This window comes from Streptomyces solicavernae (assembly GCF_029968095.1).
Taxonomy (GTDB): Bacteria; Actinomycetota; Actinomycetes; order Streptomycetales; family Streptomycetaceae; genus Streptomyces; species Streptomyces solicavernae.
Genome location: NZ_JASCIR010000035.1, coordinates 1 through 13,709 on the forward strand (window position 1 = coordinate 1; position 13,709 = coordinate 13,709).

Genomic DNA, 13,709 nt, shown 5'->3' on the forward strand with positions numbered 1-13,709 from the left:
GGGGGGGGGGGGGGGGGGGGGGGGGGGGGGCCCCCCCCCCCCCCCCGCCCGGTGACCGGACGTGTGCGTGACGTGTGCGTCAGGCCCAGAGCTGGCCGTGCAGGGCCTCGACCGCGGCCTCGGTGGACTCGGCGGTGTAGATGCCGGTCGACAGGTACTTCCAGCCGCCGTCGGCGACGACGAAGACGACGTCCGCGGGCTCCCCCGCGGCCTGCGCCTTGCGGGCCACGCCGATGGCCGCGTGCAGGGCCGCGCCGGTGGAGACGCCCGCGAAGATGCCTTCCTGCTGCAGGAGTTCACGGGTACGGGTCACGGCGTCCTGCGAGCCGACGGAGAACCGGGTGGTGAGGACCGACTCGTCGTACAGCTCGGGGACGAAGCCCTCGTCGAGGTTGCGCAGGCCGTAGACCAGGTCGTCGTAGCGCGGCTCGGCGGCGACGATCTTGACGTCGGGCTTCTGTTCGCGGAGGTAGCGGCCGACGCCCATGAGGGTGCCGGTGGTGCCGAGGCCCGCGACGAAGTGGGTGATGGACGGCAGGTCGGCGAAGATCTCGGGGCCCGTGCCGGCGTAGTGGGCGCCCGCGTTGTCCGGGTTGCCGTACTGGTAGAGCATCACCCAGTCCGGGTGCTCGGCGGAGAGCTCCTTGGCGACGCGTACGGCCGTGTTGGAGCCGCCGGCGGCGGGGCTGGAGATGATCTCCGCGCCCCACATGGCGAGCAGTTCGCGGCGCTCGGACGAGGTGTTCTCGGGCATGACGCAGACGATGCGGTAGCCCTTGAGCTTGGCGGCCATCGCAAGGGAGATGCCGGTGTTGCCGCTGGTGGGCTCCAGGATGGTGCAGCCGGGCGTCAGCCGGCCGTCCTTCTCGGCCTGTTCGATCATGTGGAGCGCGGGGCGGTCCTTGACCGAGCCGGTCGGGTTGCGGTCCTCCAGCTTGGCCCAGATGCGGACGTCGTCGGAGGGCGAGAGCCTGGGCAGCCGTACGAGCGGGGTGTTGCCGACGGCGGCCAGAGGCGAGTCGTACCGCATATCAGACCATTCCGCCCGCGACGGCGGGGAGGATCGTGATGCTGTCGCCGTCGGCGAGCTTGGTGTTGATGCCGTCGAGGAAGCGGACGTCCTCGTCGTTCAGATATACGTTCACGAAGCGGCGCAGCTCGCCGCCGGCAGCCTGGTCGACCAGTCGGTCCTGGATGCCCGAGTGGCGGGACTCAAGGTCGGTGAAGAGCGCGGCGAGCGTGTCTCCGTTGCCCTCGACGGCCTTCGCGCCGTCGGTGTACTGGCGGAGGATGGTGGGGATGCGGACCTCGATGGCCATGGCTGTGGGCTCCTGTCGAAGGAAGTCAGGTCGGTGGGCGCGCGGCGGTACGCGCAAGAGCGGGGGTGGTGCGTGGTGCGCTGGAGAGCGCCGCGGCCCGCGGCCGTGCGGCGGCAGGGTTCAGCGGGGACAGATGGCGCTGTCGATCCTGCACAGGTCGACGTGAAGGCGCGCCACGAGCAGCATGCCCGGCGTCTTGTCGTTCACGTCGTGGAAAACCATGCGGTCATCGTATCGATTCCCGGTCCGGGTTCTGGAATGTGATCTCAGATACTGGATGAATTGCGTCCGGCGACTGGACACACCCCGCCCGTCCCGCGCTCAGTAGGCCGTGACGACCTTGACTTCTTCCTCGGTGACCACGCTGTCCACGATCCGGTACGAGCGGAACTGGAAGTCGCCGAGACCGTCGGCGTCGGCCGTGGAGACCAGGACGTAGTGGGCGCCGGGTTCGTTCGCGTACGAGAGGTCGGTGCGGGAGGGGTAGGCCTCGGTGGCGGTGTGCGAGTGGTAGATGATCACGGGCTCCTCGTCCCGGTCGTCCATCTCGCGGTACAGCTTCAGCAGGTCGCCCGAGTCGAACTCGTAGAAGGTGGGCGAGCGGGCGGCGTTGAGCATCGGGATGAAGCGCTCGGGCCGGCCTTCGCCGACCGGGCCGGCGACCACGCCGCACGCCTCGTCGGGGTGGTCCTCGCGCGCGTGGGCGACGATCTGGTCGTACAGGGCCTGGGTGAGGGTCAGCATGCCGATGAGGATAGGCAGATGGGCCGCGGATCCGAGATCCACGGCCCATCTGGTGAGACAGGGGCTGAGACGGACGCGGGGGGCCGTCGGCCGGTCAGCTGTTGCTGTTCTCCGGGATCGTCCCGGCGGTGCGCTTGCGGCGCTGGATGCCGAGGTAGCCGAGGCCGAGGATCAGACCCCAGACCGGGGCCGCGTACAGCGAGATCCGGGCGTCCGGGTCCAGGGCCATGAGCACGATCACCAGGCCGATGAAGGCGAGCGCGAACATGCTCGTGTACGGGGCGCCGGGGGCCTTGAAGCTGGACTGCGGGACTTCGCCGCGGTCGGCCCTGCGGCGGTAGCGGATGTGGCTGATCAGGATCATGATCCAGGCCCACATGCCGGAGATGGTGGCGAAGGAGACGACGAGCTCGAACGCCCTGCCCGGGTCCATGTAGTTGATCACGACGCCGAACAGCATCAACCCGGCGGAGACGCTGGTGCCGATGAGCGGCAGGCCGTTCCGGGTCAGCTTGGTGAAGACCTTCGGGCCCTGGCCGTTGAGCGCGAGCTGGCGCAGCATGCGGCCGGTGGAGTACATGCCGGAGTTGCAGGAGGAGAGCGCGGCGGTGAGGACCACGAAGTTCACGATCGCGGCGCCGACGGCGAGGCCCATCTTCTCGAAGGCGGCGACGAACGGGCTGACGCCGGGCTGGAAGTGCGTCCACGGCACGACCGAGAGGATCATGATGAGGGAGCCGATGTAGAAGACGGCGATGCGCCACGGCACGGTGTTGATGGCCTTCGGCAGGACCTTCTTCGGGTCCTTGGACTCGCCCGCGGTGACGCCGACCAGCTCGACGGCGAGGAAGGCGAACATGACCATCTGCAGGGTCATGAGGGTGGAGCCGATGCCGTTGGGGAAGAAGCCGCCCTGGTCCCAGAGCATCGTCACGGAGGCGGTGTCGCCGGCGTCGGAGAAGCCGATGGTGAGAATGCCGGCGCAGATCAGGATCATGCCGACGATCGCGGTGACCTTGATCATCGAGAACCAGAACTCCAGCTCACCGAAGAGCTTCACGGAGATCAGGTTGGCGCAGAAGAGGATCACGGTGAATATGAGGGCGAAGACCCATTGCGGCTGATTGAGCCAGCCGTCGGCGTTCTTCGTCCAGAACTGCATGTACTGGGCCGCGGCGGTCACCTCGGTCATACCGGTGATGACCCAGAAGAGCCAGTACGTCCAGCCGGTCACGAAACCCGCGAAGGGGCCGATGAACTCGCGGGCGTACTCGGAGAAGGAGCCCGAGACCGGGCGGTACATGAGGAGCTCGCCGAGCGCCCGCATGATGAAGAAGATGACCAGGCCCGCGAGGGCGTAGGCCAGGATCAGGCTCGGGCCCGCCTTGTGGATGCCCTTGCCCGCGCCGAGGAACAGGCCGGTGCCGATGGCACCGCCGATCGCGATCATCTGGATCTGCCGGGCGCCGAGCCCGCGCTGGTACCCCTCGCCGCCCTCGGGCGATTCGCCGCTCTGCACGGCCTCAGTGCCGTCGTACTGCTGGTCGACCTGCAGTGAGGTCATGGTGTGCGCCTTTCTCCATGCCGATCCGTGCCGTACGACGTACGTGGCCCGGATCGGGTCCCGATCCCCCCGGATGTGCTGGAGCTGTGCCTGTCGACGTTCGGCCGACGGGGCGCCCTCGCGGCGCATGGGTGGCGCACCGCGAGCGATCGTGAAGATTTACCACGTCGGACGACGGCGCCCTTTTCACCTCAAGTGACCGGCGTCACAGGCATTTCGGGGCAATCCGTATGCGCGGCCCGCAATGCCGACCTGGCGCTTAACGGGATCGTTATCCGGTCTTGAGGGTCCGTTGAGCGAACACCGGGCGGGGGCGGGCGCGGGCGCGCGGACGGGCCCGCGCCCACCGACAGAGGTGAGCACGGGCCCGTACGAGGAGCGGCCGGGTCAGCCCGTCAGCGCGCCCACCGAGGCGGGAGCCTTGGGCTCGGGCTCGGGCTCGTCGTCCTCACCGTTCTTCCGGCGCTTCACGAAGGCCAGGAACGAGTTCAGCTCCCGCTTCACGACCGGGGCCAGGAGGTAGAGGCCGACGATGTTGATGACGGCGAGCGTGAACAGGAACGCGTCGGCCATGCTGATCAGCGTCTGCAGCGTCAGCAGGGCGCCGGCGACGGAGAACACGGTGTAGAGGATCTTGTACGTGATCTCGCTGCCCCGGCTGCGCCCGAAGAGGTACGTCCACGCCTTGAGACCGTAGTAGCCCCAGGTGAGCACGGTCGAGATGGCGAAGAGCAGCACAGCGACGGTCAGGACGTACGGGAACCAGGGCAGCACCGTCTCGAAGGCGTCGGAGGTGATGGTGACGCCCTGGACGTCGCCGCTGCCGACCTTCCAGCTGTCGGGGCTGGCGATCACGATGGTCAGGGCGGTCATGGTGCACACGATGACCGTGTCGATGAACGGCTCAAGAAGCGCTACCAGGCCCTCGCTCGCGGGGTGCTTGGTCTTCACCGCGGAGTGCGCGATCGGCGCGGAGCCGAGGCCGGCCTCGTTGGAGAACGCGGCCCGCTTGAAGCCGATGATCAGCGCGCCGAGCACACCGCCGGCGACGCCCTCCGGGTTGAAGGCGCCCTCGATGATGGTGCCGATGGCGGCCGGGACGGCGGAGATGTTGGCCAGGATCACGACGAGGCAGGCCACGATGTAGAGGCCCGCCATGGCCGGGACGAGGCGGCTGGTGACCGAGGCGATGGAGCGGATGCCGCCGATCAGCACGATGCCGACGAGCGCGGCGATCAGCAGACCGAAGAAGAGCGCGCCGCCCGAGGAGCCGAGCACGCCGCTCTCGCCGCCGGTCACGGAGACCAGCTGGGCGTAGCCCTGGTTGACCTGGAAGAGGTTGCCGCCGAAGAGGCCGAAGAACAGGATCAGGACCGAGGCGAACACGGCGAGCACCTTGCCGAGCACCTTGCCGCCGCTGCCGAACCGCTCGGCGAGGCCCTTGGGCAGGTAGTGCATCGGGCCGCCGGAGACGGTGCCGTCGGCGTGCACCTCGCGGTACTTCACGCCGAGGGTGACCTCGACGAACTTGGTGGCCATGCCGAGCAGACCGCAGAGGATCATCCAGAACGTGGCGCCGGCGCCGCCGATGCTGACGGCCACGGCCACACCGGCGATGTTGCCGAGGCCGACGGTGCCGGAGACGGCCGCCGTCAGCGCCTGGAAGTGGTTGACCTCACCGGCCGAGCCCTTCTCGTCGTACTTCCCGCGCACCACGTCGACGGCGAGTCTGAACTTGCGCAGCTGTATGAAGCCGAACCAGGCCGAGAAGACCAGTCCGGCGACGGCCAGCCAGGCCACGATGAGCGGCAGTTCGGTGCCGGCTACGGGCACCGAGTAGAAGACGACCTCGCCGAGCCAGGTGGCGACGGGCTCGAAGAATCCGCTGACAGCCTTGTCTACGGAGTCGGTCATGGAATCGAGTGACATGCAATACCTCGATGGCGCGGGCTGCCGCACGGCGGAGAGCCGGCAGCAGGGCAGGTGTGCGGGCTTGAGCGAACGCCGTTGTCCGATCGGCGACTTGGGGCGTTCCTGGTCCGGACCGAAACAGGTGGTGCCTTGGTCGTGCTCACGCCGCACGCATGCACGAGGGCATGCGGCGTACGCGTTACGTGCGTCATGCGGGGCTGGCGGTGCGCCAGGTCTCCAGGCCGGCCAGGGGTGGGGCCGAAAAGGAGTTGCGAATTCCTACCACGGCTTGGCCGAATATCTACGTGACGCAGATCACACGCAAAACGGAGGAAACACCCCACCAGTCAGGGATGGGTGCGCGCGTGACGGGATCGTTATTCGGACATCGCGTCCGGTAATCGATGCATCACCGTAGGCGATACGGACACGCCCTCCCGGAACCTGACGACTCCGTCTGTTTCGACGCGGAATCCGTGCATCTGCCACGTATGCCGGAACGTCGTCCGGGGAGCGGTCGGAGCGCCGCCCCGGAGCGGTCGGAGCGCCGCTCGGGAGCGGGAGTCGAGGTCAGGCCATCAGCGTCTCGACGAGGGTCTCCTGCAGACCGCCGAGCCAGAGGTACGCCATCACCATCGGCTTGCGCGGATCGCTGTCCGGGAGGCGGTAGAGCAGGTCGGTGTCCTCGTCGGCGATCACGTCGAGGCGGGCGGCGAGGGCGAGGCGCAGGTCGTTGAGCGAGCCGAGCCACTGCCGGGACTCGTCCACGGACAGCTTGAGCACGGCGTCGGTGTCGCCGCCGGCGGTGAGCACGTCCAGGGAGCGGACCATCGCGAGGGCGTTCTCACGCTTGCCCGCGCGCAGGTCGTTCTCCGTGAACCGCCTGAACTCGGCGGAGTACTCCTTGAGTTGGTCGTCGGGGACGGCCTCCGGGTCGCCGTACGCGTCGGGGAAGAGGCGCTGCAGGACCGGGTCGGTCGGGGGTTCGCTCGGGCCCTCCGCGAAGAGGTCGGCGAGCGGGTCCTCCGCGCCGTCGGCGCCGCCGGGGCCGGGACCGATCAGTTCGAGGAGCTGCACGGCGAGGGAGCGCAGGATGGAGATCTCGACCTCATCGAGCGCGACGGCGGCGCCGCCGCCCGGGACCGGTTCGAACTGGCCGGCCATCAGGTGCGGTCCTGACTCATCGTCGCCCACAGTCCGTAGCCGTGCATGGCCTGGACGTCCCGCTCCATCTCCTCGCGGGTGCCGCTGGAGACCACGGCGCGGCCTTTGTGGTGGACGTCGAGCATCAGTTTGTGCGCCTTGTCCTTCGAGTAGCCGAAGTACGTCTGGAAGACGTACGTCACATAGCTCATGAGGTTCACGGGGTCGTTGTGGACGATCGTGACCCAGGGAACGTCGGGCTCGGTCACGGCGGAGACCTCCTCCACCGACTCGGGCTTGACCTCTACGGGAGACACATCGGGAGCCACACTCACCTGCCCCATGCTGCCACTTGGGCCCCGCCCCCGCACAAACGCCCCTGCCGGGACGAGGTTCCGCAGCTGCCCTCGGGCGCTTCCGGCACCATCGGAGCCCAGAAATCGTCAAAGTGACGAAATGGGGGTAGCATCCCGGGCATGAACAGTGGGGCTATGAACTCTGCGGACTACCTGGGGCTGCCCGTCGACGTGCCGTCGACGGCGCTCTTCACGGACCACTACGAGCTGACGATGCTGCAGGCCGCGCTCGCCGCGGGCACCGCCGACCGGCGCTCGGTCTTCGAGGTGTTCACCCGCCGGCTGCCCGAGGGCCGGCGGTACGGAGTCGTCGCGGGCACCGGGCGCGTCCTGGACGCGGTGGAGAACTTCCGCTTCGACGACGGTGTGCTCGGCTTCCTGCGGGACCGCCGCGTCGTCGACGAGCCCACCCTCGAATGGCTCGCGAACTACCGCTTCCGCGGCGACATCTGGGGCTACCCGGAGGGCGAGGTCTACTTCCCGGGCTCGCCGGTCCTCAGGGTCGAGGGGTCCTTCGCGGAGTGCGTGCTCCTGGAGACCGTGATCCTTTCGATCCTCAACCACGACTCGGCGATCGCCGCGGCCGCCTCCCGGATGTCCGCCGCCGCGGGCGGGCGCGGCCTGATCGAGATGGGCGCCCGCCGCACGCACGAGCTGGCCGCGGTCGCCGCGTCCCGGGCGGCGTACGTCGGCGGCTTCGAGGCCACCTCGGACCTGGCCGCCGGATTCCGCTACGACATCCCCACCGTCGGCACCTCCGCGCACGCCTTCACCCTGCTGCACGACAGCGAGCGGGACGCCTTCACCGCCCAGGTGGACACGCTCGGCCGGGGCACGACGCTGCTCGTCGACACGTACGACGTGACCGAGGCCGTCCGCCTGGCCGTGGAGGTGGCCGGGACCGAGCTCGGCGCCGTCCGGATCGACTCCGGCGACCTGCTGCTCGTCGCGCACCGGGTGCGGCAGCAGCTGGACGAGCTCGGCGCGACGGACACCAGGATCGTGGTCACCTCGGACCTGGACGAGTACGCCATCGCCTCGCTCGGGGCGGCGCCCGTGGACGCGTACGGCGTGGGCACGCAGCTGGTCACCGGGTCCGGGCACCCGACCTGCTCGATGGTCTACAAGCTGGTGGCGCGGGCGCACTCGGCCGCCCCCCAGGCGCCGCTGGAACCGGTCGCGAAGAAGTCCCTCGGCTCCAAGTCCTCGCGCGGCGGCCGCAAGTGGGCCGCGCGCCGCCTGGACGAGGACGGCGTCGCCGAGGCCGAGGTCGTCGGCACCGGCCCCGTGCCCGCCGAGCTTGCCGGACGGCAGCTGCTCGTCGAGCTGATCAAGGGCGGCGAGGTGCTGGCCCGCGAGCCGCTGGACGCGGTGCGCGCCCGGCACAAGGCGGCCCGCGGCCTGCTGCCGCTCTCGGCGACCCAGCTGTCGCGCGGCGAGGCGGTCATCCCGACGGAGCACGTCTCGCTGTGAGCGCCTGCATGAACCCCCGGGGAGGGGGAATGCAAGGGCCGTCCCCTCGAAACGGCCGCGGCCCGTCGAAACGGCCGCAGGCCCCTTGAAACGGCCGCAGACCCCTCGAAGCAGCCGCAGACCCCTCGAAGCAGCAGAAGAATCCAGCCGAAGGACACCATCATGCGCCGCGCCCTGATTGTCGTGGATGTGCAGAACGACTTCTGCGAGGGCGGCAGCCTCGCGGTCGCCGGAGGTGCGGACGTCGCCGCGGCGGTCACGGACCTGATCGGCCAGGCGGCCGGTGCGGGCTACCGGCACGTGGTCGCCACCCGTGACCACCACATCGCCCCCGGCGACCACTTCTCCGACCGCCCCGACTTCGTGCACAGCTGGCCCGCGCACTGCGTGGCCGGCACGGAGGGCGTCGGCTTCCACCCGAACTTCGCCCCGGCGGTCGCCTCCGGCGCGATCGACGCGGTCTTCGACAAGGGCGCGTACACGGCCGCGTACAGCGGGTTCGAGGGGGCCGACGAGAACGGTACGCCGCTGGCGCGGTGGCTGCGGGCGCGCGAGGTGAGCGAGGTCGACGTGGTCGGGATCGCCACGGATCACTGTGTGCGGGCCACCGCGCTCGACGCGGCCCGGGAGGGGTTCCGTACGAAGGTTCTCCTCGACCTGACCGCGGGGGTCGCCGAGGCGAGTACGCAGCGTGCGCTGGAGGAGCTGCGCGAGGCAGGCGTGGAGCTGACGGGCAAGCCGGTGGTCTGATTCCCCACCCCGCCCCGCACCCCTTCCGGGGCCGGGAAGATCAGGCCGCCCGCGCCGCCCCCCGCAGCAGCGCCCCGATCGGATGCCACAGCTCGTCCGCCTCATCGGGCGCCGTGCGCCAGATGAGGCCGTCCGGGTGGTGCAGGACCGCCGTCAGCTCGTCCGGCGTCGGCGGAGCCGTATTGCCCCGCAGGTACACCGCCCGCAACCCCAGATTGCGGAGCCTGGTCAGGGCCCGCGCCCGGTTCGCGGCGTGTACGAGGACCCGTACGTGCCCCTGCTCACCCAGCGGGCTCGGCAGGGTCAGGGCCACTACGACACTGCCTCCCGGCAGCTTGCTGAAGCCTCCTCCAGCCATCGACATCACACCCCCGTGAGACGTTGCGTCAGTCGTCGCGTCAGTTGTTGCATCGGTCGTTGCATCGGTCGTTGCGTCAATAAGGAACTCACTGGACGCACCTAAACACGATCGGCCGCGACCTCGCTAGAGGCCGCGGCCGATACGTATCTGACCTGCGAAAACGAGAATCAGCTCTGCTGCGGGCCGACCTGGACCGTGATCGTCTCGCCGTTCCTCGGCTCCTTCACGATCTCGATCCGAGTGTTGGTGTCAGTGACCTTCACACTTCCCGTGGGGTTCGACGGGTCGTAGTACGACACCCAGTGGCCGTCGTCGAAGACCGAGACCCCGGCGCGCCCGGGGATCTTCTCCGCGACGCCGTCCTTGTGCAGCGTGACCGCGTCCGTGCGGTACCGGCTGAAGCTGGAGTCGAAGGACTGGATGCGGTTGCGCATCAGCGTCCCGTCGCCCCACTTCTCCGCCTTCGGGTGCGCGTCGACGGGCAGGATCAGGCCCTCGCCGGGGTGCACGCCGGTGTTGTTGTCGGCCTGCGAGGTGTCCCACTGCCAGATCATCAGGCCGTTCTGGTACGGGAAGTGCTCGACCCAGCCGGGCCGCGTCGAGGCCCAGCCGAAGTTGTACGGGCCGGACTTGAGGGTCTTGTCGTACGACACGTACTGGCGGTTCTCCGCGATGTAGTACTGCGGGTAGTCCTTGGTGAAGGACTCGCCGATGCGGTCGAAGCCCTTCTTCGTCCAGCCGTTGTCGTCCGGGCCCTCGGCGTCGTCCGCGAACAGCTGCTCGCCGTCGGCGGTCAGCGAAATGCCGTCCAGGGCAAGGCCCTTGAGGGCCACGCCGCCGTCGGTCTGGTAGCGGAAGCGCAGCTCGATCTGCTGGCCCGCGTACGCGTCGAGCGGGAAGCTCAGCTTCTTCCAGCCGTCCGAAGAGCCGTGCAGGGCGGGCTTGTCGCCGCCGTCGCGCGGGATCGGCTTGCCGTCGGCGGTGCCGTCGAGCGGGGTGTAGCTCGCGCCGCCGTCCGTGGAGACCTCGGCGTACGCGTAGTCGTAGTTCTGCTCGATGTCCCACCAGCCCGAAAGGTCAAGGGACGCCTTGGACTTGCCGGTCAGGTCGACCGTACGGGTCAGGGTGTTCTTGAGGTTGTCGCCCGAGCCGCTCCACCACTGCTTGGTGCCGTCGGCCGGCTTGGTGATGGTGGTCGTGACGGCCTTCTCGGGCAGTTCGACGACGAGGGCCTGCTTGTTCTTGGTGTTGTACTCGGCGTAGCCCAGCGTGTGCGTGGACTTGGTGCCGGCCTTGGCCGTGTCGTAGTCCAGCCAGCCCAGTTGGAGCTTGTCCCAGGCGGTCATGTCGCCGGGCAGGTCGCCGATGCTGTCCTTGCCGCGGCCGAGCCAGGAGCCGGAGGACATCAACGACCAGTAGGCGGTGGAGTTCTCGCCCTTGCCGGAGGTGTCGTAGAGGTCCGGCAGGCCGAGGTCGTGGCCGTACTCGTGGGCGAAGACGCCGAGTCCGCCGTTCTCCGGCTGCATCGTGTAGTCGCCGACCCAGATGCCGGTGTCGCCGATCTCGGTGCCGCCCGCCTTGTTCTCGGCGGGACCGGTCTGGCCCGCGTCCGAGCCGTACGCGTACCAGCGGTGCGCCCAGATCGCGTTCTCGCCCTCGGCGCCGCCGCCCGCGGACTCGTCCTCGCCGGCGTGCACGATCTGGAAGTGGTCGATGTAGCCGTCGGACTCGTTGAAGTTGCCGTCCGCGTCGAAGTCGTAGCGGTCCCACGCGTCGTACTCGGTGAGCTGGGCCTTGATCTCGGCGTCGGTCTTCCCGGCGGCCTTCTGGTCGGCGGTCCACTGGTTGACGCCGTCGCGCACCGCGTCCCAGACGTTGGCGCAGTTGGTGTCGCCGCAGTAGTTGGAGCCGTAACGGGCCTCGTTGTAGTCGACCTTGACCCAGTCGGAGACCTCGCCGTCGACCGAGTAACGGCCCGAGGACTGCTTCTCGAAGTACTTCTTCACGGACTGCTTCTTCTTGTCCTTGGAGAAGTACAGGTCCTGGAAGTGCTCGCGGTTGTAATCCGCCTGCCAGGCCGTGGAGTTGTCGTCGTCGCGGTCCGGTTCGGCGATCTCGTTGTGCAGCGGGCCCGGCTTGCCGCCGTACTTCTTGACCGGCTCCTCGGGCCCGTCCGGGCCGTCCGGGTCGTACATCGTGGTGTCGTCGACCTTGTCGCCGAACTCGACCAGGATGGTGAAGATCTTGTCGGTCTTCTCCCGGCCCAGCTCCACGTACTTGCCGTCGTCCAGCTTCACGACCTTCGAGGCGCCGCGCTTGGTCGCCTTCGCCTCTCCGGATATCAGCTGGTTGAGCGCCTCCTCGCGCTGCTGCGCCCGGCGTTCGCTGTACGGGCCCTTGAGGTCGTGCTCGTCGTGGCCCGCGTGGCCGTCGCCGGGCGCCGGGTCGTGGCGCTCGACGCCGGCTGCCCGCTGCCGGCCCGTGTCGTCGTCGGCATGGGCAACGCTGTACGCCGACGCCGTCGCGCCGGCCGCCGCGAGCGCCGTCACCACGGCCGCAGCGCGGAACGTCCGGCGTCTGCCGGACTTCGTCCTCTGGATCACTTCGTACTGTCCTCCCCCGCGGCCGCGCCTGCGGAGCCTGCGGATGGGGGGTCAAAAGGGATCCGGGCGCAGCGCCGCGTCACAAGTGACGCCATTCGACCGGAGTTACGCGCGAAAAGACAGACCTTGACTTGAACTGGTCAAGTGCGTTAAGCGGTCGGGGAGTTGTGCTATCCGGACGCTGCCCGTGCGGCGGCGGACGTACGCGTACGCCTCTCGGAGGGCGCGCATGTCCCGGCCCGTGGACGGCGCCGTGAGCCCGTGCGCCCCTCATGCTTCGGCGCCGCAACCGCCGTGCCCGAGGTCACGCTTACTCGGCTGTTCGCTCGGGAATCCAGCGGAATAGCATCAGTTGACCGCGTGCTTGCCCTAAGCGACACGTTCAGCCGCACCGCGCACCGCGCACACCGCACCGCACCCGCATATCTGCTGTCCAGAGGACGACGGAGTTCGCCATGCCCCGCCCGACCGCCGCACAGCTCGTCTACGGTTCCGCCACCGTGGTCCTCGCGACCCTCGCCATGCTGCTGCTCTCCCGGACGCGTTCGGGCATCGGCGTCGCCGTGATCGCCGTCGCCGCGCTCGCGCTCGGACTGCTCGTCGCGGTGACCGTGCCGATGCCGGGCGCCGCGCCCCGGATGCGCGCGCCGGGCCGGGCGGGCCGGGCAGGCCGGGCCGCGCTGCCGTCGGACGCGGCGCCCGTCGCCGTACGGCCGGTGCGCGGCGGCGCCGAGTCCCGCGCCACGGAGCACTCACTGCACACGTGAGCCCTCAGCCGGTGCTGACCACCACCGTCTTCGCGGCCTTGTCGTGCAGGCCCTGCTTGTACGGCTTGTCGAAGAAGCTCCAGCCGCCGCAGATCGCGGTCCAGATGCAGTAGCAGCAGAACGAGAACGGCAGCCACAGCACGGCCGCCCGCACCAGCGAGGTCCGCACACTCGGCGTCGACCCGTCGTCGAGGTTCGCGGTCCGCAGCTTCATCAGCATCTTGCCCGGCGTCTGCCCGGTCCTGGACGTGAACCAGGTGTCGTACGCCAGGTACAGGACCGCCGACAGCACCGATCGGCCGAACGTCGTGCCGTACTCGACCTCCGCGGTATCGATCTGCACCTTCGTCCAGCCGAACGCCCAGGAGAGCAGGGCGACGACGACACCGACGATGATCATGTCGAGGATTCGGGCGAGCACCCGCCGCCCGCTGTCGGCCAGCGGCGGCATCCCGGCGAGCGGATCGGCCCCGCCGTAGCCACCGCCGTACGGGTCACCGCCGTAGGGCGGTGGCGTCGAGTCGTACGGGGAGCCACCGCCGCTGCCCGCGGGCGGCTGCTGCGGCTGCTGCGGCTGCTGCGGCTGCTGCGGCTTGCTGAACGGATCGTCGTCCGGCGAAGGGCCGTTGCCGGGCGGCGGGGGCGGCGGAGTGGTCATGCGCCGAGTCGACCGCGGTCACCTGCGGTGTGCATCCGGCGGGGGGCTGAACGGGGGACT

The 13,709-nt window shown here is 69.4% G+C and carries 14 protein-coding genes; 3 read left to right on the forward strand and 11 right to left on the reverse strand.

Going from position 1 to position 13,709, the window contains the following annotated elements:
- Positions 1-79 precede the first annotated feature (79 nt).
- From QIS99_RS27525 to clpS, 8 genes are all read right to left on the reverse strand, one after another.
- Complete coding sequence (locus QIS99_RS27525) at positions 80-1,030, reverse strand: PLP-dependent cysteine synthase family protein (RefSeq protein WP_282516387.1); 951 nt, start codon at positions 1,028-1,030, stop codon at positions 80-82.
- Position 1,031: 1 nt separating this feature from the next.
- Positions 1,032-1,319, reverse strand: coding sequence for a MoaD/ThiS family protein (locus QIS99_RS27530; protein WP_282516388.1), 288 nt, complete (start codon positions 1,317-1,319; stop codon positions 1,032-1,034).
- Positions 1,320-1,439: 120 nt separating this feature from the next.
- On the reverse strand, positions 1,440-1,541 hold the full coding sequence (locus QIS99_RS32235; RefSeq protein ID WP_349017333.1) for a putative leader peptide: 102 nt from the start codon (positions 1,539-1,541) through the stop codon (positions 1,440-1,442).
- Positions 1,542-1,640: 99 nt separating this feature from the next.
- Positions 1,641-2,063 carry a M67 family metallopeptidase gene (locus QIS99_RS27535; RefSeq protein ID WP_282516389.1) on the reverse strand — a complete coding sequence of 141 codons (423 nt, stop codon included), beginning with the start codon at positions 2,061-2,063 and terminating at the stop codon, positions 1,641-1,643.
- A gap of 94 nt (positions 2,064-2,157) precedes the next feature.
- Complete coding sequence (locus QIS99_RS27540) at positions 2,158-3,627, reverse strand: amino acid permease (RefSeq protein WP_282516390.1); 1,470 nt, start codon at positions 3,625-3,627, stop codon at positions 2,158-2,160.
- A gap of 387 nt (positions 3,628-4,014) precedes the next feature.
- Positions 4,015-5,556 (reverse strand): alanine/glycine:cation symporter family protein, encoded by a 1,542-nt coding sequence (locus tag QIS99_RS27545; RefSeq protein WP_282516391.1) that lies wholly within the window; start codon positions 5,554-5,556, stop codon positions 4,015-4,017.
- A 552-nt stretch (positions 5,557-6,108) separates the two neighbouring features.
- On the reverse strand, positions 6,109-6,702 hold the full coding sequence (locus QIS99_RS27550; RefSeq protein ID WP_282516392.1) for a DUF2017 domain-containing protein: 594 nt from the start codon (positions 6,700-6,702) through the stop codon (positions 6,109-6,111).
- Positions 6,702-7,025, reverse strand: coding sequence for an ATP-dependent Clp protease adapter ClpS (clpS, locus tag QIS99_RS27555; RefSeq protein ID WP_282516394.1), 324 nt, complete (start codon positions 7,023-7,025; stop codon positions 6,702-6,704). Before clpS ends, QIS99_RS27550 begins: the two co-directional genes overlap by 1 nt.
- A gap of 147 nt (positions 7,026-7,172) precedes the next feature.
- Here clpS and QIS99_RS27560 point away from each other — a divergent pair, with 147 nt between their 5' ends.
- Both QIS99_RS27560 and QIS99_RS27565 read left to right on the forward strand, forming a co-directional pair.
- Positions 7,173-8,510, forward strand: a complete 1,338-nt coding sequence (locus tag QIS99_RS27560) for a nicotinate phosphoribosyltransferase (RefSeq protein ID WP_282516435.1) — start codon at positions 7,173-7,175, stop codon at positions 8,508-8,510.
- Between the two features lie 162 nt (positions 8,511-8,672).
- On the forward strand, positions 8,673-9,260 hold the full coding sequence (locus tag QIS99_RS27565) for an isochorismatase family protein (protein WP_282516395.1): 588 nt from the start codon (positions 8,673-8,675) through the stop codon (positions 9,258-9,260).
- A gap of 40 nt (positions 9,261-9,300) precedes the next feature.
- On the opposite strand, the gene QIS99_RS27570 is transcribed toward QIS99_RS27565, so the two are convergent.
- Complete coding sequence (locus tag QIS99_RS27570; RefSeq protein WP_282516397.1) at positions 9,301-9,618, reverse strand: hypothetical protein; 318 nt, start codon at positions 9,616-9,618, stop codon at positions 9,301-9,303.
- A 170-nt stretch (positions 9,619-9,788) separates the two neighbouring features.
- The gene (locus QIS99_RS27575; RefSeq protein ID WP_282516398.1) at positions 9,789-12,224 is read right to left on the reverse strand and encodes an immune inhibitor A domain-containing protein; all 2,436 of its coding nucleotides are present in this window, start codon (positions 12,222-12,224) and stop codon (positions 9,789-9,791) included.
- Between the two features lie 455 nt (positions 12,225-12,679).
- Between QIS99_RS27575 and QIS99_RS27580 the strand changes: the two genes are divergently transcribed.
- Positions 12,680-12,991 (forward strand): hypothetical protein, encoded by a 312-nt coding sequence (locus QIS99_RS27580; RefSeq protein WP_282516399.1) that lies wholly within the window; start codon positions 12,680-12,682, stop codon positions 12,989-12,991.
- Positions 12,992-12,995: 4 nt separating this feature from the next.
- On the opposite strand, the gene QIS99_RS27585 is transcribed toward QIS99_RS27580, so the two are convergent.
- The gene (locus QIS99_RS27585) at positions 12,996-13,649 is read right to left on the reverse strand and encodes an RDD family protein (RefSeq protein ID WP_282516400.1); all 654 of its coding nucleotides are present in this window, start codon (positions 13,647-13,649) and stop codon (positions 12,996-12,998) included.
- Positions 13,650-13,709 lie beyond the last annotated feature (60 nt).

Bases quoted from the DNA above. Each gene is read 5' to 3' on its own strand.
- QIS99_RS27550 (WP_282516392.1), bottom strand. From the start codon at position 6,702: ATGGCCGGCCAGTTCGAACCGGTCCCGGGCGGCGGCGCCGCCGTCGCG.
- QIS99_RS27540 (WP_282516390.1), bottom strand. From the start codon at position 3,627: ATGACCTCACTGCAGGTCGACCAGCAGTACGACGGCACTGAGGCCGTG.
- clpS (WP_282516394.1), bottom strand. From the start codon at position 7,025: ATGGGGCAGGTGAGTGTGGCTCCCGATGTGTCTCCCGTAGAGGTCAAG.
- QIS99_RS27565 (WP_282516395.1), top strand. From the start codon at position 8,673: ATGCGCCGCGCCCTGATTGTCGTGGATGTGCAGAACGACTTCTGCGAG.
- QIS99_RS27525 (WP_282516387.1), bottom strand. From the start codon at position 1,030: ATGCGGTACGACTCGCCTCTGGCCGCCGTCGGCAACACCCCGCTCGTA.
- QIS99_RS27530 (WP_282516388.1), bottom strand. From the start codon at position 1,319: ATGGCCATCGAGGTCCGCATCCCCACCATCCTCCGCCAGTACACCGAC.
- QIS99_RS27535 (WP_282516389.1), bottom strand. From the start codon at position 2,063: ATGCTGACCCTCACCCAGGCCCTGTACGACCAGATCGTCGCCCACGCG.
- QIS99_RS27560 (WP_282516435.1), top strand. From the start codon at position 7,173: ATGAACTCTGCGGACTACCTGGGGCTGCCCGTCGACGTGCCGTCGACG.
- QIS99_RS27570 (WP_282516397.1), bottom strand. From the start codon at position 9,618: ATGGCTGGAGGAGGCTTCAGCAAGCTGCCGGGAGGCAGTGTCGTAGTG.
- QIS99_RS27585 (WP_282516400.1), bottom strand. From the start codon at position 13,649: ATGACCACTCCGCCGCCCCCGCCGCCCGGCAACGGCCCTTCGCCGGAC.
- QIS99_RS32235 (WP_349017333.1), bottom strand. From the start codon at position 1,541: ATGGTTTTCCACGACGTGAACGACAAGACGCCGGGCATGCTGCTCGTG.
- QIS99_RS27580 (WP_282516399.1), top strand. From the start codon at position 12,680: ATGCCCCGCCCGACCGCCGCACAGCTCGTCTACGGTTCCGCCACCGTG.
- QIS99_RS27545 (WP_282516391.1), bottom strand. From the start codon at position 5,556: ATGTCACTCGATTCCATGACCGACTCCGTAGACAAGGCTGTCAGCGGA.